Raw genomic sequence first — 20,120 nt, 5'->3', positions numbered from 1 at the left:
CATACGGCAAATAAGTAATATCCGTCAACAGCACGGAACGCGGTCCGTAAGCTCTAAACTCACGTTTAACATAGTTGGGTTTGACATGTTCAGCCTGATACTCCGCAGATACTTGGCGTTGAAAACGAGGCTTACGAATCGGACACACTTAATTGAATTTCTTCATCAATCGACGAATTTTACTGCGGCACATCGGGGTGCGATTGTGAGCTAAATGCATCAATATTTGTCGCTGTCCTTTGGGCTTTTGACGGTAATTAAATGTCTCTAGGATTAAAGAAAAAGCCACTTGATCTTCACGTTCTCGCTTTTCAATATTCACCTGAGTAATCTTTTTCCATCGATAGTAGCCGCTTTTTGATACACCACAAAAACGACAGAGCGCTTCAATGGTCCACGTGTTAGTTGGGGATTCAAATGTCTCTTGAATCAGTCTAAAGTAGTGTCGTTTGGCTTCTCTTTCGGAAACATTCCCAAGTCGATGAGCCGCTTTTTTTTTAGAAATTTCACTTCAAACTTTAGTTTTTCAATTTCCTCATCCTTTTCAATCAATGATCGCGTGATACTGATTGGTTGGCCTGCCTGATTTAATTTGGGTTGGAAATCCTTCATGCTCCTTACAAAACTCCGTATCACATTACTTCCGAGGAGCGCTGGGTCAAGACCCAATGATAAAAATATATCCTTGGGTTTGTGGCCTTGTTGAGATAAACAATAAAACTCCTGTTTAAATGCATCACCATATTGAATTACATGCTCACTCACATTTTCTATATACGGTGATTGCTTCAATATTTCGACGACTTCTGGACTATATATTCCCATGATTACTCACCTTTCTTTTTGGTTCACTAAAAATTTCAACGTATGACGGATTGTCTACAAATATTTAGTCTTTATACCTTTGAGTCTACGATTATTATGACAGAAATAAACTTAGTTCACGAATGAAATGAGTGTGGCTCAGATTGTCCACGTTCATAGGACCAGTATAATTATTGCGGTTCGTCCTGAGTTGTGTGAACTCAAGCCAAATGGAGATGCGGTTTGTCCTGAGTTGTGTGAACTCAAGCCAAATGGAGATGCGGTTTGTCCTGAGTTGTGTGAACTCAAGCCAAATGGACTTGCGGTTTGTCCTGAGTTGGTCTAACTCAAGCCAAATGGACTTGCGGTTTGTCTTTAGTTGTGTGAACTCAAGCCAAATGGAGATGCGGTTTGTCCTGAGTTGGTCGAACTCAAGCCAAATGGACTTGCGGTTTGTCTTTAGTTGTGTGAACTCAAGCCAAATGGGTGTGTGGTTTGTCCTGAGTTGTGTGAACTCAAGTCAAATGGATGTGCGGTTTGTCCTGAGTTGGTCGAACTCAAGCCAAATGGATGTGCGGTTTGTCCTGAGTTGTGTGAACTCAAGCCAAATGAACTAGCCATTTGGCACAAGTCACCACCCAAACCCTCTACAAACAAAAAAGCATCCGGAATCTAACTTTCCGGATGCTTTTTTTTATGCCTTAAGCTGCTTTGACAACTGATTTAATAACTGGGTAGCCCATGTCTTCAATGGCTTTTTCAATATCTGAGATTTGTAGTGCTTGGTCATCGAATTTCACTTTAACTTTACTTGAATTGAATAGGACTTTCAGACTATCTTCGTCAACACCGTTAAGTGCTTTAACAGCTGCTTCAATTTTTTGTAGACATGATGGACATGAAAGAGTTTCTAGAGTAATAATTCCTTGTGACATAATACATTCTCCTTTTTCTTTTTTATTCTATATATAGTTTAAGCTATTTTGAATGAGGTGTCATTGACGGCGGTCAAGTTTTAACTTAAATAAAGTGAATCGGCTTCTTTTAACATGGTGTAAACTGCAGCATAGGTTTCGCAAACATCATCAGGAATTGTGTAGTTATCAGAAATTTCTCTAAGGGTTGTGAATTCTGTATTTAGATCCGGTTGTTCCTCTTCAGCGGCTTGAGTTTTGTCTTGAATACGGACATAGATATCGCGAACATCAAAGGCTTCAGGGTGATTCTTTCCATGTGCACGTGTGATGGCTGTAGTGTATAAGTCTAATTTCTCTGCGTTTGTGTTGATATAATCATTAAATTTTGTCATTTTTTATCCTCTTTCTTTTTCTCATTTTGCTGTTTGAGTAGCATTTTGTTTTGATTCCATTTTATTTGATGAATCTTAAAGACGGTATCTTAATAAGCGCATTCCATTGAAAATAACAACTAAAATACTTGCTTCATGGACTAACATTCCAATCGACATATTCATCCAGTTACTAAAGAATAGACTCGCAACTAAGATGGCAACAACACCAATTGCAATGATAATATTTTGTGTCATATTTCGAGCAGTAGCGCGTGTTAAACCTAAAGCGTGTGGCAGGCGGCTGAAGTCTGAGTTCATTAGAACAACATCTGAAGTTTCGATCGCCACGTCGGTTCCGCTACCCATTGCAATTCCAATATCTGCTAAGGCAAGTGACGGGCTATCGTTTACACCATCTCCGACGAAAGCGACGATTTGACCTTGTTCTTGTAATTTCTTGATATGAGCTGATTTATCTTCAGGTAACATATGACCGTGCGCTTGAGTTAAACCAAGTTGTTTTGCCACTAAATCAACAGTACCTTGGTTGTCACCCGATAGCATGACTAAGTTTTTCACGCCGAAGTCTTTGAGTTTTTGTAGATCTTGTTTTACGCCTGGACGGATTTGGTCACGGATTCCCATGACGTATTTCACAACACCATCAACAGCTGTAATAACTATTGAGTTCCCATTTCTTACAAGACGCTCAATATCCGCTTGCATCTTGCCAGTTAAAGAAATTTGTTCTTTCTCCATTAATGCAGGGTTTCCGACAGCGACACGTTTTTGGTTAATGTGAGCGACAATCCCGCCACCTTTAACAACATCAGTCTGGTCAACAGGTAAGAATGATACTGAGCCAATATCATTTAAAATGGCTTTAGCTAACGGGTGATCTGATTCATTTTCCACACTTGCTAAGTAACGTAGAGTTAAATCGTCGTCATCCCCGTAACTCAATCGTTCAGCGACTTCAGGATTTCCTACTGTGAGTGTTCCAGTTTTGTCAAAAACAATAGTATCAACGCGGCTGAAGTCGTGAATGACTTCGCTCCCTTTTAATAAGATACCGTTATGCGCACCGTTCCCAATTCCAGCAACATTTGACACGGGTACTCCAATGACTAAGGCACCTGGACAACCAAGAACTAGAATTGTGATGGCTAACTCAATATTTCGTGTGAAAATCCAAACGATAGCTGCCAGGAGTAATACAATCGGTGTGTAGTATTTTGAGAAGCGGTCGATAAAGCGTTCAGCTTCTGACTTAGAGTCTTGTGCTTCTTCAACCATTTCAATAATTTTACCGAAAGTTGTATCTTCTCCAACTTTATCTGCACGGATTTGGAGTGTCCCATTTTCTAACATCGTTCCGGCAAAGACTTTCGAATTGAGTTGCTTTGTCACGGGAACAGCTTCACCAGTAATACTTGCTTCATTAATGTGGCCTTCACCACTGAGAACTGTTCCATCAACAGGCACTTTGGCTCCAGTCTTTACGAGCAAAGTGTCGCCTTCATCAACTTCATCCACATCAACCATTTCAAACTCGCCGCTGTCTGTTAAAAGTAAGGCGCTCTCTGGTGCCATATTGGTTAACTCTTTAATTGCTGAACGCGTTTGATTTAAAGTTCTTTGTTCTAAATACGATCCGAATAGGAATAGGAAAGTAACAATGGCTGATTCTTCATAGTTTTGAATTAAGAAGGCGCCAATAACCGCAATCGTAACAAGCACATCAATACTGACGACTTTTACCTTCAGGGCTTGATAGGCCTGAATAGCAATCGGTAGAACACCGAGAATTGAAGCAATAATGAAAGTAACATTGAATAATATGGCATTATTCAAGACAAAGTGACTAAAGAAACCAATTGCAATTAAAATTCCACTGAGTAAAGTAATGAGCTTTTTTTGACTCAAAATATATCTTTGCATATTTTTTTACCTCCAAGTAATATTTGTTTGCCTTACAAATACTAGTATAGAGTGGCTTGCAAAATAAAGAATTGACCGACATCAAGATTTCAAAAAGAATTAGGTGGTATACTATCTATAAAGAAAAGAGTATATATAGGAGGAAGCAAATTATGAGTCAACACCACCATCACCACCATGAACCCGGAAACCATGCAGCTTGCATTCGCCTCGTGCCGATTTTTAATCATTTAGAAGACGATGCGATGGATAAGATAGCAGAGCGAGCGACGACAAAAGTGTTTAAACGAAGTGATTATTTATTCCGAGCGCAAGAAAAAGACGATACCTTATATATAGTGAATCGAGGGAAAGTCCGAATCTTTCTATTATCTGAATCAGGAAAAGAACAACTAATTCGCATTCTACACCCCGGAGATTTCATGGGAGAGTGGACGATTTTCAACCCTGGCGGCGTCCACGAAGCCTATGCGCAAGCAACTCAAGACACTGTAGTCTGTACGATTGGTCAAGCAGATATCCAAGCGTTCTTAACGGATTACCCAACCATAACAATGAAACTACTCGCAGAAATGTCGCAACGGCTTGAAAGTTCAGAAAGACAAACGGTTAAAGTGGCCGAAGACCAGGTCGGAAACCGATTGATAATGTTTCTAGCTGAAAATGTAGTAGGCCCAGCTTCAGAACAAATCATTGAGTTAGAAATGACGCGAAAAGATATCGCTTCATACTTAGGAACAACACCAGAAACAATCAGTCGAAAATTCAAGGAACTTGAACAAGCAGGGTTAATCGAACAATTAACGCCCAAGAAAATTAAAATAGTCGATGTAGATGAATTATTACTATATAGCGAACAATAAATTAATGGTCCAAACACCCTAAAAGACGACATTCTTAGGGTGTTTTAGTGTATAATAGATATAAGGTATAAAATTTTGTTATAAGAAATGGATGTGTTAAAAATGATGTCTTACATTTTAAAACAACGTGAAGGTCAATTTCTGTTAATTGGTACTATTTTACTAGTGTTAGGTTTTATTTCATTTACGAATCCAGTTTTAAGTCGCCTGTTCTTTTATGCAGCAATCTTTTTCTTAGGTTTCTTTGCGACCAAGGATGCGGTCATTGAAACTTTAAAAGATAAATCACCGAATGTCGATTTATTAATGGTACTCGCTGCTATTGGTGCTTTGTTGATTGGTTATGAATCTGAAGGAGCGATGCTCCTATTCATCTTCGCGGGTGCAGAATTCTTAGAAGATTTCGCAATGAATAAATCGACTAGAGCGATTGAGGAACTCATGGGGCAGGTGCCTGATACAGCCCAATTATTAAAGGAAAACGGCGATGTCGTTGAGGTGCCAACGTCTCAGTTAAGCGTTGGAGAAGTTGTTGTGGTAGCGAAAGGGGCTCAACTACCCATCGATGGCTACCTTGACCGAACAACAACTGTCAATGAAGCGGCTTTAACAGGGGAATCCTTACCAGTCGAGAAAGACAAAGGTGAAGAAGTCTTTGCGGGGACAATTAATGAAGGGAATTCTATCTACCTCACAGTCAGTAAAACAAGCAAAGAAACCGTCTTTTCAAATATTGTACGAATGGTTGAAGAAGCTCAAAGTCGTCCGTCGCAAATATCGCGGATTATTGACCGACTCGAATCAAAATATGTCATTGGTGTCTTGCTTGCAGTACCGGTATTTATCATATTATTAATGCTGATTGGATCAATGTCATTTCAGGATGCCTTTTATCGCGGGATGGTGCTACTCACAGTTGCCAGTCCGTGTGCATTAGTAGCCTCAGCCACACCAGCAACTTTATCGGCGATTAGTAATGGGGCTAAGAATAGGATTCTATTCAAAGGTGGGGCAGCGATGGAAGCCTTGAACACCATGGATATTTTACTTTCTGATAAAACGGGGACGTTAACGTTTGGAGAATTCAAAGTGGTGGACTATCAAGTGCCCGAACGGATTCTGAAAGAAGTCGTCTTTATGGAACAGACGTCTAGCCATCCGATAGCGGAAGCCATTAGTACATCATACAGCGATTTATCCCTCGATAGCGTGGACCAAAATGAAATGGTTGAAGAGATTGTTGCCGTCGGTATGCAAAAAGGCGATATTGTCGTAGGGAAACCGTCTTACTTTGACACATTTAATGATCCCAATGGTTACCGTAAGCAAATTGAACAAGGCTATACAACGATCTTCGTTGGTCAAGGGCAAGAGATTGTCGGCTACTTAGTACTAGCAGACCAAGTGCGCAGTGAAGCAAAATACGCTGTTAGACAATTTCAAAAAGAAGGAGTCGACGTACAACTTATTACCGGTGATAATCCCAAAGTGGCGAAACTGGTTTCAGACGAAGTCGGCATTAAATCATTCCAAGCATCCTGCTTACCCGAAGATAAGATCAAACGCGTGCAGATGGAACATCAAGCGGGCCACGTCGTTGGGGTGATTGGCGATGGTATTAATGATGCGCCAGCGCTTGCCGGAGCGGATATTGGTATTGCGATGGGTTCTGGTTCTTCTGTTGCTATGGAATCGGCTGACGTTGTCATTGTTAAGAATAACTTAGCCAAACTTTTCTATAGTTATGAACTTAGCGGGAAATTGAATCGCATCATTAAACAAAACATCCTCTTCTCAATTTCAGTGATTGTGATACTCGTCATATTAAATATTATTGGAATTCTTGACTTGCCGATGGGAGTCGTCTTTCACGAAGGCTCAACAATATTAGTCATTCTTAATGGTTTGCGACTATTGGTGGAAAAAGATACCCAAGAGAATACGCATCAGGAATCAGTGGAAGTGACATCTCTTAAGAATTAAAGCGAGTTCTAATGCAGGTATTGGATTTTATGTTATCCTTTATACTAAGAGGTGATCTTGATGGATAATAAAAATTTACTGCTAAAAACAACCTTACTTGCAGGACGAATTATGATGGAATCGGGTTCAGAAGCTTATCGTGTAGAAGATACGATGCAAAGAATTGCAAAAAATAGTAAGAAATTCGACACGGAAAGCTATGTGACTGCGACCGGAATTTTTATGAGTATTAATGATGAGTCGACGTCTCAAATGACTCAAGCTCGCAATCGTTCAATAAATTTAGAGAAAATTGATGCAACAAACCGTTACTCACGTATGTATGCTGAAGGTGAAATTTCTTTAATTTATTTGTATAAAGTACTGCAATCAGTGGATTTACAAACACCCGAATTTAACAAATATTACCGAATGCTTGCAGCAGGTTTAGCGAGTTTATCATTAATGCTTTTATTAGGCGGTGCATACAGTGATGTTTTAACGGCTTTTATTATCGGGTCACTGGGTTACTTCACATCTAACCGTATTTATGTTCGAACAGAGATGAAATTCATCAATGATTTAATAGCATCTTTCTTAATTTCGATTACCTCAGTGCTATGTTACCGAATGGGGTTTGTCGCTAATTTGGACAGTTTAATTATCGGTTGTATTATGCCACTCGTTCCCGGTCTAGCTATCACTTCCGGAATGAGAGACTTATTCGAAGGGCATTTACTGACCGGTATGGTTCGTGTAGTGGAAGCAATTTTGATCTCTACGGTCATCGGTATTGGTATTGCGATGACTTTACAATGGTTTTCTTAAGGAGTTAGCGAATGACTGAATTTATTGAACAAATTATCTTTAGTTTTATAGCCAGTGTATCTTTTGGAATTATATTAAATGGTCCTCGAAGAGGGGTTTTCTTTGGGGGGATTGCTGGAACCTTAGGCTGGGTGAGCTTCTGGGCGATTAACCGTGCTATTGACGATTTAGCGATTTCGAATTTTGTTGGATCCGTTGTGATTGGTTTGATCTGTATCGTCTTGTCTAGAAAATTACGACTACCAGTCATCACTTTAAACACACCAGCTATTGTGCCACTTGTCCCCGGAGGAGCTGCTTATATGGCCGTTCGCTCGGTCGTGGAAGAGAATTACATGGCCGGTGTAAACTATGTGATGGACGTGTTATGGACTGCAGGTGCTATTGTACTTGGATTCATGGTCGTTAAATTAATTGAAAATGAAATCACAGCCAGACGCCTTAAAAAACAAGAAAAATTGAAGAGTATATAATCAGAAACCTCACTAGAGTGAAATACTTTAGTGAGGTTTTTATTTTGACTTGGGCTTATCTTAGGATTATTTTATTATGCAATTAAATCCGGTTGAAAGAGGTAATGACAAGACTTCGAAATAAGTTCCCCTTCTTAGTAGAAAATGATAGTTTAAGAAAATCCTTACAGAACCCTTTGTAAGGCATACACTTTACTTAGAGCAAAAAAAATAAAATCTTAATAATACTTTTATAAAGATTGTTAGAATGGTAGGTGAAGAATTTTTAAAAAACTAAATAAAGAAATTAGAGAGAGTCGAATATATATGAATCATATACAACTAAATAATTTAGAGTTACAAATTGTGCAATTTTTATTTGAACATGAGAAACAGTTTGTCCCAAGTAAAGAAATTACTCAAAAAGCTGACGTATCTGACAAGACAATTAGAAAATACATTAAGTCTTTGAATAATTTGTTAAAAGACTTTGGAGCAAGTATAGAAATGAAACTCAGAAAATGACCTTTGAAGAATCAGTTTTTCTCAGTGTTACTACCGACCGTGAACGCTTTGTGTTGAATGCTTTCTTTCAGAAAATCAATGAGTTAAACAAGGAAAAGAAATTAATGTTTTCGACATCAATCCTAATATGTCTGAGATATATTTGGATGACAAACTGACTTATATCGCTTGTATTCAGGAACTTTTAGTAGTAAAAAAGTAGAATATTGTCTTTCTACTATTACCAGCTAGAGAGCCTACTAATGCCACAATGAATGATTTAAAAGGAATCTTAAAAGAAGCCGACATCGAGATTGATTTTTACCCAGAACTTGGAAGTGGATATTATTAAAATAGTCCATAAGGGGATTGAATATGGTATGATGCTAGTAATCGCAGAAGGTTAAGAGCTTTATTGGAGCTAGGGTTCGGTGATCGAATCTGCATTAATGGATAATATTCATGAAGAGTTAGCGAAAGATACGCAACTCACACAATTTAATCAGAAAGTGCATGCCTCAGGCGAAGCGAAATGGATGGTTGGCGAAGCATTACAAGAAGAAGTCCCAACACCGGTTATTTCTTTATCACTAATGAAACGAAATACGTCATAAACGGAGCTACCATTCTCAAACCAAGTCCTATCAGCCATGCGCTATAACTTTGGGGGGCATAAGGAATATTGAGCGAATATATAGCAAGTGTCGACATCGGTACAACGAATATCAAAATTAATTTATTTAATTCTGACTACCAAGTTGTCGATATGGTGAAATACCCACATTTAAATATTAATCAAGACGACACGGTTTTTGAAATGGATTTTGAAGAAATCTGGGACAATGTGTTGGATGGCATCAAACATTTAATTATCGTAAATGAAGTAGAGCAATTAGAAATCATCCTCACAACAGCCATGCATAGTGTTCAGTTAATCAATGAGGACGGTACGTTATCAGGAGGCGTCTTGACTTGGGCAGATACTCGCGGGGCTGAAATTATCGAGCAACAAAGTGAGGAAGCATTAACGATTCAGTACAACCGAACTGGAACTCCTATCCACAGTATGAATCCTTATTTTAAATTAATGAGTGTATATGAAAAAGGTAAGCGCATTGGATCTCTAAAAGATTTACTATTCTACCGATTAACAGGTGAATGGGTGATTGATATTAGTAATGCTTCAAGTAGTGGTTTATTGAACTTAGAATCGCTAACTTGGGATGCGATATCCTTAGCCGACATTGGTTTAGAAACAAGTGAGCTACCGCGAATTGAAGCGGTGGATTACAATGCAAAAGCGATGGATACGCTGTTTAAAGCAGAGGTTTCGGTGACGATTGGGACATCGGACGGAATTTCTTCAAACTATGTCTTCAGTGACCTCGATGATGTTGCTGTCCTTTCGATTGGAACGAGTCATGCTGTTCGTGTCATTAATAAGCAACCGCAATTAAATAATTTGTACCAAAACTTTGCCTATCATATTAAAAAGGACCAATACTTAATTGGTCTACCAAGTAATAATGGGGCAGATGTCTTGTCTTGGACAAACAAAATATTCAATAGTAGCTTTGATGAATTAAATCGCATCGCAGCTCAGCGTCCTCAGACAGAGAGTGTCTTTGTACCGTATCTTAATGGCGAGCGCGCACCTATTTGGGATGAAGGAGCGACAGGAAATTTATTTGCCTTAACTCGTGTGAGTTCAAGGGAATCAGTGTTGTTCTCGATTATCCTAGGAATGATCTTCAATATTAAGCACAATGTGAGTGCCTTAGAAGAAATCGCTGATTTTAGCGAGATTGGTTTAGTCGGCGGTGTAACAGAGCTAGATGCCTTTCCACAATTAATTGCAGATATTCTAGGTTACAAATTATATATTCCAACGATGAAAAATGCAGAAACATTAGGGAGTATCGCCGTTGTTAAAGATGTTGACCTACCAACTGAATACCGTGTGATTGAACCGATAAGTCAGCAGAATTTTGATGAAGTATATAAGAAGTATTTGGATAGAATCTAAGCAGGTCTAACTTGTAAATCAACTCACGCCTATCAATGGCGTGGGAGGGCTTAAGTTACTTAACTATTCAAACCCTCACCTAAACTACAATGATGAGTTTAGGTGAGTTTTTTTATGCAACATTTAACTTTATTGAGGAAACTTGTCTTCGGCCACACCTCACAATGCAATGAATTAAAATATGTTCGTAGTGAATTCAAGAAGAATGTTTAATCAAATGGGAAAATATAAGACCTTAACATAGTGAAAGTTGAATGTTATGCATTACTAAAAAGTTTATGCTATCCTAAACTTATCAAAGGAAAGGGAGCTAAAAAGATGGAACATTATGACACGAAAGAATATCTTGCAAAAGTTGATGCATGGTGGCGAGCAGCAGATTATTTATCAGTCGGGCAAATGTATTTAAAAGCTAATCCCCTTTTAAGAGAAAAGTTAAAACCAGAACATTTGAAAGTGAATCCGATTGGTCATTGGGGAACAATATCTGGGCAAAATTTTATTTATGCTCATTTAAATCGCGTGATCAATAAGTATGATTTAAATATGTTTTATATTGAAGGCCCAGGACACGGTGGGCAAGTGATGGTTTCCAATTCGTATTTAGATGGAAGTTATTCTGAAATTTATCCAGAAATTACTCAAGATGAGTCGGGAATGCAGAAATTATTCAAACAATTTTCATTTCCAGGAGGTATCGGATCGCATGCGGCACCGGAGACCCCAGGATCAATTCATGAAGGCGGAGAGTTAGGATACTCACTATCACATGGCACTGGCGCGATATTAGATAATCCAGAAGTTATCGCAGCAACGGTGATTGGTGATGGGGAAGCAGAGACAGGGCCACTAGCAGCAAGCTGGTTTGCTAATGCCTTTATTAATCCAGTTAATGATGGAGCTGTGTTACCCATTCTCCATTTAAATGGCGCAAAAATTGCGAATCCGACCTTATTAGCGCGTAAATCTGATGATGATCTTGAAAAGTATTTTCAAGGAATGGGTTGGGATCCTGTCTTTATTGAGGGAGATGACCCTAAAACATTGCATCCCATTATGGCTGAAAAATTAGATGGAATTATTGAAAAAATTAAACTCATTCAGAATAATGCGAGAAAGCAACCTGCGGAAAAAGCACATATGCCAAATTGGCCGTTACTAGTTGTCCGGACTCCAAAAGGCTGGGGCGGACCAGAAGTGTGGGAAGGTAAGCAAATTGAAGGGAGTTATCGTTCCCATCAAGTTCCGATTCCTGTAAATCAAAAAGAGTTTGAACATGCTGATGCATTAGTGGAGTGGCTTGAGTCTTATAAACCAGATGAATTGTTTGATGAGTCTGGTAAATTAAAGGATGAGATTGCTGAAATCAGACCAACTGGAGATGCCCGAATGGCGAAAAATCCAATTACTAATGGGGGTATCAATGTTCAAGCATTAAACTTACCAGACTGGAAAGATTATACTTTATCCAATAAACACCCCGGTTCAAAGCAAGCTCAAGATATGTCAGAGTTTGGGAAGTTTGCGCGTGATATTGTGCAAGCGAATCCGAATAATTTCCGTATATTTGGGCCTGATGAAACAAATTCAAATCGATTGAATAGCGTCTTTGAAGTGACGCAACGGCAATGGCTTGAAGGTGTGGATGATGTGACAGATGAAGATATCGGTGCAGTCGGGCGAGTAATCGACAGCCAACTTTCCGAGCATCAAATGCAAGGAATGTTTGAGGGATACACATTAACTGGCCGTTACGGATTCTTTGCCAGTTATGAAGCTTTCTTGCGGGTGGCTGATTCGATGATTACACAACACTTTAAATGGATTCGTAAAGCGAGTCTCTATGATTGGCGACGACCGTATCAGTCGCTCAACTTAATATCATCGTCAACAGTTTTCCAACAAGATCATAATGGATATACACACCAGGATCCTGGGATTATTACACTAGTGGCAGAGAAAAAACCAGAATTTACGCGAGTATATTTACCAGCAGATACTAACGTATTACTCGCAACAATGGATAAAGCGTTTCGTTCGCAACACTTAATTAATTTAGTAGTGAGTTCAAAACATCCACGGCCTCAGTTTTATTCAACTGATGAAGCTGAAGAAATAGTTAATAAAGGGTTGAAAGTGATTGATTGGGCTTCGACAGTGAAACCAAACGAAGAACCCGATGTAGTCATTGTAGCTGCCGGAAGTGAACCGAATTTAGAAGCATTAGCATCAGTACAACTATTGATGGAGCAATTTAAAGATTTGAAGATTCGCTTTGTTAATGTTGTTGATTTACTTAAATTACGTTCGCCTAATATTGATCCGCGCGGGTATAGTGATGAAGAATTTGATGGAATTTTTACTAAAGATAAACCAATATTCTTTGCTTATCATGGTTTTGAAGGTTTAATCCGAGACATTTTCTTTTCGCGTTCGAATCACCAAGTATATATTCATGGATACCGTGAAGAAGGTGACATTACGACACCATTCGACATGCGTGTCTTGAATGAATTAGATCGTTATCATTTAGCTAAACATATCGCAACGGTTGTAGTAGGGGAAGATGCGACTGAGTTTTCACAAAAGATGACTGAGAAAATCAACTATCACCATGACTATATACGTGAGCATGGTACTGATATGCCAGAGGTTCTTGAATGGAAATGGACCGGGCTAGAGTAATAAATAATAAATTACCGCTTCAGATTGCATTAGTGCAATTCGAAGCGGTATTTTTTTTGTGATTCAGCAAGTTTTTGAAAGGTGCCATTTTAGGCAACGGCTACTTATTTTCATTCTATCGATTAGATAAGTCCAGCAGATAAGATAAAGATAGCCAACCCATGTGAAATAGTTGCGGGCGCTAAGCCGTATCTTTCTGAAATATAAGCACAAACTAAACCTTCATACAAAGTGAAAATAATAACCCAGAATCCTAGATTAGTGACTGTGATTGCTAGAAAAGTATGACCCAACGCAAAAATTAAGCCTGATAAAGCAATGGATTTATTTATACCAACTTCTTGTTTAAGATAGTTTTGTAAAAATCCACGAAATAATACTTCTTCAAGTAAGTTGCCAAAAAGCGCTAGGATTAATAAAGGAAGCAGTAAATGAAGGGCAACCTCACCTCCACGATCTGTAATAGGGATTGACAGATAAGGCAACATGAATGGGATAGCGATAAGTAAAGCTGCTAAAGCACCAATAAATAGAGATCGGGACTTAGAGTTTGTTTTAAACCAAATGAAATTGGAAGTTAAGTGTCGATTTGAAAAATAAATTAGAAGAGTCACTAATAGAGAAAGCAACCCTATCGTAATCAGAATAAAAGCATCATCAATAAACCTCAGCCACAAGACATTACCATTCACTCCAAATACCCATACGTTAAGGGGAGTCATCGCATCCCGCATTAATATAAAACCAAAGATCAAGTTGAATATTTTTAAGACAGTCATATCTTTAGGGATTATGAGATAAATCGCAACAACCACAATTAAACCAGGGAATAGTCTAAGAAAATAATCCAGAAGTAGCAGCATGTTAGACCTCCTATGACATTATTATATTCAGTATATAGTATCGCGGGGGTGAATGCACTTGGGAAGGAGTGGGGATGTGTATGAAATGATTGAGAAATAAAATTAATATCATGTTCGTTAGTTTCAATAATTATAATTTTTCTGAAATTACTTTCTGATACAGAAGAAAATTAGAGAATTTGATTTAAATATACTGAAAATAGTTTCTGTTTTTATTAATTTGTTGAAATTAGTTTCTTCACTAAGTATACTTACTTTGTAAGCGATACCGATAGAAAAAAAGAGGTGAAAAATTGAGTGAAATATTTAAAAGTTCAGTTCCCATTATTGAATCAGTTTACGATTCTTTAACGCCATCAGAAAAAGACATTGCAGATTTCTTTATTAAAAATACAGATGAGACATTAGATTTTTCATCAAAAAATATTGCTAGTTTAATCCATGTTTCAGAAGCATCTTTAACTCGTTTTTCAAAAAAGTGTGGGTTTTCAGGTTATCGTGAATTTATTTACGATTATCAATCAAAGAAGATTCCAGAGAATATCCAATATCAAAGTAAACAAATGAAAAGAGTATTACACGATTATAATAAAATACTTAATAAGACTTATAGTTTAATCGAAGTGGAGCAAATAGAACGCTTTGCTACACGATTAGCCCATGCTAAACGTGTTTATATTTATGGTAAAGGGAGTTCAGGTCTAGCAGCTACAGAAATGAAAAATCGGTTTATGCGGTTGGGATTACCGATTGAAGCTATCTCAGATGATGATGTCATGTTAGTAAATCATGTGTTAGTTGATAAAGATACCGTTGTAATCGGATTCTCTATCTCAGGGGATAAGCAAGTAGTACTAAAAGCAATGACGCAAGCGACAGCTAATAAAGCTTATACAGTTATGTTTACAACACAACAAAATAATGTGAATGAAAAAATAGTGAATGAAGTGATACCAGTAGCAAGTGTGAAAAATTTGAGCTTTGGTAACCGAATATCCCCACAATTACCATTCTTAATTATAACTGATATTATTTACGATTATTTTATGGAAGTGGATAATCCGAAGAAAGATACTTTTTTTAAGCAGTCATTAGAATCGCTAAACATAAATAAGGAAGAAGAGGGATCATAGTATGAATAAAGCAGAATTTATTAAGCAAGTAAATAACGGAATTATTGTATCATGTCAAGCATTGCCAGGTGAACCATTGTATACCGAAGAAGGAGGAGTAATGCCATTACTTGCGAAAGCTGCAGAAGAAGCAGGAGCTGTTGGTATTCGTGCAAATTCTGTTAGGGATATCAAGGAAATCCAAGCTGCAGTGGATTTACCAATTATTGGACTCATTAAACGTGATTATCCACCGCAAGAACCGTTTATTACTGCAACAATGAAAGAAGTAGACGAGTTAGCAGAAACAGGTGTCGACGTAATTGCTTTAGATTTAACACAGCGTGAAAGATTTGATGGTTTGGAAGTGAATGAGTTTATTAAACAAATTAAAGAGAAATATCCGAATCAATTGTTTATGGCAGATATTAGTACTTTTGAAGAAGGTGTTAATGCCTTTGAACAAGGAATTGACTTTGTAGGTACAACACTAGCAGGATATACAAGCTATAGTAAAAATATTGACGGTCCAAATATTGAATTAATTGATGCCTTAGTTAAAGCAGGCATTGATGTATTGGCAGAAGGAAAAATTCATACGCCTGAACAAGCCGAAGAAATTCAAAACTTAGGTGTTGCAGGAATCGTAGTCGGTGGCGCAATCACGCGTCCAAAAGAAATTGCAGCGCGCTTTATTAACGCGTTAAACTAAAAATAAAGGAGTGAGAATATGTTTAAGAAATTTTCGAAATTAGGTCAGGCATTTATGCTACCCATCGCAATATTACCAGTAGCAGGTTTATTATTAGGGTTAGGGAGTGCTTTATCAAATGATGCGGCGGTAGCACAATTTGCCTTTTTAGGATCTGATTGGTTACAAGCAATCTTTACGATTATGACTGCAGCAGGTAATGCTGTATTTGCTAACCTTTCACTAATATTTACAATCGGGATTGCTGTTGGTTTAACTAATGGAGATAAAGGTACCGCAGGTTTATCTGGGGGTGTAGCATATCTAGTATACACTGCTACGATTGCTGCCTTACTACAATTATTTTCTGCAGAAGGTGCAACTATTGACACAGGTGTGTTAGGTTCGATTGTTATCGGTTTAACAGTGACATTTTTACATAATCGTTACCGTAAGATTGAGTTGCCACAATTTTTAGGCTTCTTCGGAGGATCACGATTTATACCGATTGTTTCTTCTCTAGCCGCAATCATCTTAGGTTTAGTCTTTTACTTAATCTGGCCACCAATTCAGGGAGGTTTAGAATCATTAGGTGAAATGATTGCTAATATGGGAAGTATTGGATCATTTTTCTATGGATTTTTCTTACGATTAACTGGTGCCGTAGGACTGCACCATACTATCTACCCATTATTCTGGTATACATCGTTGGGTGGTGTTGAAACAGTTGCTGGGGAAACAATTTCTGGAGCACAAAATATTTATTTTGCTCAATTGGCAGATCCAAACTTTACAGGCATGTTTACATACGGAACACGTTTCTTTGCGGGTCGCTTTGCTACAATGATGTTTGGCTTACCAGCGGCAGCATTGGGAATGTATCATGCAATCCCTAAAGAAAATCGCGCAGAGAACAGTGGTTTCTATTTCAGTAGTGCTTTAACATCATTTTTAACTGGTATTACTGAACCAATCGAGTTTTCATTCTTATTTGCAGCACCTTGGTTATATGTTATCCATGCATTTTTAGATGGAGTTTCGTTCTTTGTTGCTGATATTCTACAAATTAGAATTGGTAATACTTTCTCGGGTGGTTTAATTGACTTCATGTTATTTGGTCCTTTCCAAGGGAATGAAAAAACTAACTGGCTTCTAGTAATTCCAGTTGGAATCGTATGGGCATTCGTTTACTACTTTGTATTTAAAACACTAGTTAGAAAATTTAAAGTAGCCGTGCCTGGTATGGAAGTAAATGTTGGTGAAATGCCGAAAGCTTCTGATAAAGGTGGTAAAAAATCAAGTTTAAATGAACAAGCTTTAACAATTATTGAAGCATTAGGAACAGAAGAAAATATTGAATACGTCACAGCTTGTGCTACTCGTTTACGTGTATCAGTTAAGGATAATCAGATCGTTGATAAAGATACACTCAAAAATCTTGGTGCGACCGCAGTGCTAGAAGTACAAAATGGTGTGCAAGCTATTTATGGCGGGAAATCGGATTTATATAGTCAAGAAATCAATCAAATATTAGGAAATGATGAATAATCCATTTCTGTGAGTGAGCTACTCATGTAAAGTTTTATTATCCCCCAAGACCACTAACTAACAATTAGTGGTCTATTTTTTTTACTCTCATCCCCCCCAAAAAACCTTCTCCATCTGTTATAATTAGCACATATCGAAATAAAGTTTAACTATTATTAGCGACAAGGAGAACTAAATATGAATATAACAGTAGTAGGCTTAGGTTACGTTGGGCTATCGAATGCGATTTTGTTAGCACAGAACAACAACGTCCGTGCCTTGGAGATTGTTCAAGAGAAAGTTGACTTAATTAACCAAGGTAAGTCACCCATCTCTGATGAAGAAATTCAAAAATACTTATCTAGTAAAGATTTAACGCTTGAAGCAACCTCAGATAAAGAATATGGCTATGGTCATGATCCTGAATTTGTCGTTGTCGCAGCACCGACAGATTATGATGATGTGAAGGATCATTTCAATACGGTTGCTTTAGAAAGTGTCATTAAAGACGCACTAGAGTATGCGCCAAATGCAACAATTATTATTAAATCAACCATCCCAGTAGGATATACACGTCGTATAAATAAACAATTCAAGACGGATAATATTATTTTCTCACCAGAATTTTTACGTGAAGGGAAAGCTCTTCTAGATAATTTATACCCATCAAGAATTATCGTTGGGGAAAAATCTGAACGTGGGCAAACTTTTGCGAATTTGATGTTAGAAGGTGCTATTGCTGACGATGTTAAAGTCTTATTGATGGACGCAACTGAAGCGGAAGCAGTGAAATTATTCTCGAATACTTATTTAGCGTTACGTGTGTCATATTTTAATGAGTTGGACACTTATGCGGAAACTAAAGGATTGAATACTAAAGCAATTATTGATGGGGTAAGTTTAGATCCTCGAATTGGTGATTACTACAACAATCCCTCTTTTGGTTACGGTGGTTATTGTTTACCAAAAGACACAAAGCAATTATTAGCAAACTACAAAGATGTACCAAATAATTTAATACGTGCAATCGTTGATTCGAATGCAACTCGTAAAGGCTTTGTAGCGAATCAAGTTCTAGCAAAAGAGCCTAAAGTTGTTGGGATTTATCGTTTAGCTATGAAGACAGATTCGGATAACTTCCGTCAGGCTGCGATTTTCGATATTATGAGAGAAATGCGTGCTGAAGGGGTTGAAGTGATTATTTACGAACCGAGCTTAAATGCTGTCTCTTTTGAAGGGTATCGAGTCCTTAGTGATATTAATGAATTTAATCTAACTTCTGATGTGATTTTAGCGAATCGCATTTCTGAAGAAATTGAAGAAGTACGTGAGAAAGTTTATACAAGAGATATTTATAACGAAAATTAATTTTGATTTAGCCATTCATTTCAATAAGAAGTGAATGGCTTTTATTTATGTAAAGCTCATACCATGAGTTTCACTTATTATATAGTAGTAAGCAGATGTTTAACGGACAAGAATTCATCATGTTATTATTAAATTATCTTAGCAAAGGGAGGACAATATAATGACACACAACAATGAAGATCCGAGAAAAAAATATTATACAGATGGTTTCTCAGAGAAAAATGAAGATGTCGCAAAGTCACCAGCGCTACAAAAGGATATGAAACCTGTTCCTGATTGTGGGGAAGAGTCATATAAAGGTAAAGGACGTTTAGAAGGACGTCATGCGTTAATTACTGGTGCAGACTCTGGAATAGGTCGGGCAGCGGCAATTGCTTTTGCGCGTGAAGGTGCGGATGTTGCGTTTCAGTATTTTCCAGGAGAAGAACCAGACGCAGAAGAGGTTCGCGAATTAATTGAAGCAGAAGGACGAAAAGCGCTATTAATTCCAGGCGATTTACGTGAAGAAGGCGTAGCAACAGAATTAATCAACAAAACTGTCGAAGAATTCGGTGAGATTGATATCTTAGTACTGAACTCTGGTCAACAAATCGCTCATGAAAAATTAAGTGACTTATCAATGAAACAAGTGAATGATACATTCAAAGTTAATATTATTAGTATGTTTGAAGCGGTTAAGGCTGCCGAGAACCACCTGAAAGCTGGAAGCTCAATTATAACAACAACTTCTGTTCAAGCATCAAACCCATCAGCATCTCTATTAGACTATGCCGCAACAAAAGGTTCTATTTCTAACTTTACAGTTGGAATGTCTAAGTATTTTGGAGAAAAAGGGGTGCGCGTGAATTCAGTGGCACCAGGACCAATTTGGACGCCGCTTCAGTTAGATAACGGAAAGCTTGAAGGAGACTTAGAAACATTTGGTCAAACTGAAACACTTGAACGTGCAGGACAGCCCGTTGAATTAGCGCCTGTTTACGTGTTTTTAGCTTCAGAAGAAGCAAGTTATGTTACAGGCCAAATTTATGGTGTGACAGGTGGACAAGATATTAGTTTATAAGATGTTTATATATAAATTAAACTTAATATAATACTCTGAATAAGGGGGAGCGTCAAGAAGTTTGTGTAAATAAAGAATTCCTTCTGTAAAAAAATCAGCTCTCTGCTAGTGTTCCAAACATTTCCCATAGCTCTGCTTCAGCT

At 37.8% G+C, this 20,120-nt stretch carries 18 protein-coding genes; 13 read left to right on the top strand and 5 right to left on the bottom strand.

The window, feature by feature from the left end:
• Positions 1–429 precede the first annotated feature (429 nt).
• The 4 genes from ACEN3Z_RS08940 to ACEN3Z_RS08925 form a co-directional block, all read right to left on the bottom strand.
• A complete protein-coding gene (locus tag ACEN3Z_RS08940) occupies positions 430–825 on the bottom strand; it encodes an HTH domain-containing protein (RefSeq protein WP_138404758.1) in 396 nt (131 codons plus the stop codon).
• 680 nt (positions 826–1,505) lie between these two features.
• Positions 1,506–1,739: a heavy-metal-associated domain-containing protein gene (locus ACEN3Z_RS08935; RefSeq protein ID WP_138405136.1), complete on the bottom strand. Its 234-nt coding sequence runs from the start codon at positions 1,737–1,739 to the stop codon at positions 1,506–1,508.
• A gap of 80 nt (positions 1,740–1,819) precedes the next feature.
• Entirely contained in the window at positions 1,820–2,113 is a 294-nt protein-coding gene (locus tag ACEN3Z_RS08930; RefSeq protein ID WP_338487632.1) for an iron-sulfur cluster repair di-iron protein, ric, read from the bottom strand.
• Between the two features lie 75 nt (positions 2,114–2,188).
• Entirely contained in the window at positions 2,189–4,036 is a 1,848-nt protein-coding gene (locus tag ACEN3Z_RS08925) for a heavy metal translocating P-type ATPase (RefSeq protein WP_407090575.1), read from the bottom strand.
• 152 nt (positions 4,037–4,188) lie between these two features.
• On the opposite strand from ACEN3Z_RS08925, the gene ACEN3Z_RS08920 reads away from it, so the two are divergent.
• From ACEN3Z_RS08920 to ACEN3Z_RS08885, 8 genes are all read left to right on the top strand, one after another.
• Positions 4,189–4,899, top strand: coding sequence for a Crp/Fnr family transcriptional regulator (locus tag ACEN3Z_RS08920; protein WP_407090574.1), 711 nt, complete (start codon positions 4,189–4,191; stop codon positions 4,897–4,899).
• Between the two features lie 102 nt (positions 4,900–5,001).
• Positions 5,002–6,882, top strand: a complete 1,881-nt coding sequence (locus ACEN3Z_RS08915; RefSeq protein ID WP_407090573.1) for a heavy metal translocating P-type ATPase — start codon at positions 5,002–5,004, stop codon at positions 6,880–6,882.
• A gap of 60 nt (positions 6,883–6,942) precedes the next feature.
• Positions 6,943–7,689, top strand: a complete 747-nt coding sequence (locus tag ACEN3Z_RS08910) for a threonine/serine exporter family protein (protein ID WP_407090572.1) — start codon at positions 6,943–6,945, stop codon at positions 7,687–7,689.
• An 11-nt stretch (positions 7,690–7,700) separates the two neighbouring features.
• A complete protein-coding gene (locus ACEN3Z_RS08905; protein ID WP_407090571.1) occupies positions 7,701–8,162 on the top strand; it encodes a threonine/serine exporter family protein in 462 nt (153 codons plus the stop codon).
• Positions 8,163–8,468: 306 nt separating this feature from the next.
• On the top strand, positions 8,469–8,666 hold the full coding sequence (locus ACEN3Z_RS08900; protein ID WP_407090570.1) for a helix-turn-helix domain-containing protein: 198 nt from the start codon (positions 8,469–8,471) through the stop codon (positions 8,664–8,666).
• A gap of 410 nt (positions 8,667–9,076) precedes the next feature.
• A complete protein-coding gene (locus ACEN3Z_RS08895; RefSeq protein WP_407090569.1) occupies positions 9,077–9,259 on the top strand; it encodes a hypothetical protein in 183 nt (60 codons plus the stop codon).
• A gap of 68 nt (positions 9,260–9,327) precedes the next feature.
• On the top strand, positions 9,328–10,671 hold the full coding sequence (locus ACEN3Z_RS08890) for an FGGY family carbohydrate kinase (protein ID WP_407090568.1): 1,344 nt from the start codon (positions 9,328–9,330) through the stop codon (positions 10,669–10,671).
• Between the two features lie 318 nt (positions 10,672–10,989).
• Positions 10,990–13,356, top strand: a complete 2,367-nt coding sequence (locus tag ACEN3Z_RS08885; protein ID WP_407090567.1) for a phosphoketolase — start codon at positions 10,990–10,992, stop codon at positions 13,354–13,356.
• A gap of 122 nt (positions 13,357–13,478) precedes the next feature.
• Here the strand turns inward: ACEN3Z_RS08885 and ACEN3Z_RS08880 are convergent, their stop codons facing one another.
• The gene (locus tag ACEN3Z_RS08880) at positions 13,479–14,219 is read right to left on the bottom strand and encodes a type II CAAX prenyl endopeptidase Rce1 family protein (RefSeq protein ID WP_407090566.1); all 741 of its coding nucleotides are present in this window, start codon (positions 14,217–14,219) and stop codon (positions 13,479–13,481) included.
• A 293-nt stretch (positions 14,220–14,512) separates the two neighbouring features.
• Between ACEN3Z_RS08880 and ACEN3Z_RS08875 the strand changes: the two genes are divergently transcribed.
• The 5 genes from ACEN3Z_RS08875 (at position 14,513) to ACEN3Z_RS08855 (ending at position 19,977) form a co-directional block, all read left to right on the top strand.
• A complete protein-coding gene (locus ACEN3Z_RS08875) occupies positions 14,513–15,352 on the top strand; it encodes a MurR/RpiR family transcriptional regulator (RefSeq protein ID WP_407090565.1) in 840 nt (279 codons plus the stop codon).
• A gap of 1 nt (position 15,353) precedes the next feature.
• The gene (locus ACEN3Z_RS08870; protein ID WP_407090564.1) at positions 15,354–16,043 is read left to right on the top strand and encodes an N-acetylmannosamine-6-phosphate 2-epimerase; all 690 of its coding nucleotides are present in this window, start codon (positions 15,354–15,356) and stop codon (positions 16,041–16,043) included.
• An 18-nt stretch (positions 16,044–16,061) separates the two neighbouring features.
• On the top strand, positions 16,062–17,570 hold the full coding sequence (locus ACEN3Z_RS08865; RefSeq protein ID WP_407090563.1) for a PTS transporter subunit EIIC: 1,509 nt from the start codon (positions 16,062–16,064) through the stop codon (positions 17,568–17,570).
• Between the two features lie 177 nt (positions 17,571–17,747).
• The gene (locus ACEN3Z_RS08860) at positions 17,748–18,917 is read left to right on the top strand and encodes a nucleotide sugar dehydrogenase (protein ID WP_407090562.1); all 1,170 of its coding nucleotides are present in this window, start codon (positions 17,748–17,750) and stop codon (positions 18,915–18,917) included.
• A 160-nt stretch (positions 18,918–19,077) separates the two neighbouring features.
• Positions 19,078–19,977 (top strand): SDR family oxidoreductase, encoded by a 900-nt coding sequence (locus tag ACEN3Z_RS08855; protein WP_407090561.1) that lies wholly within the window; start codon positions 19,078–19,080, stop codon positions 19,975–19,977.
• The last annotated feature ends 143 nt before the right edge of the window (positions 19,978–20,120 follow it).

This window comes from Ruoffia sp. FAM 26254 (assembly GCF_045528545.1).
In the GTDB taxonomy this organism is placed as follows: domain Bacteria; phylum Bacillota; class Bacilli; order Lactobacillales; family Aerococcaceae; genus Ruoffia; species Ruoffia halotolerans.
The sequence above is the reverse complement of the archived record's forward strand: the minus strand, read 5'-3'. Positions and strand labels throughout refer to the sequence as shown.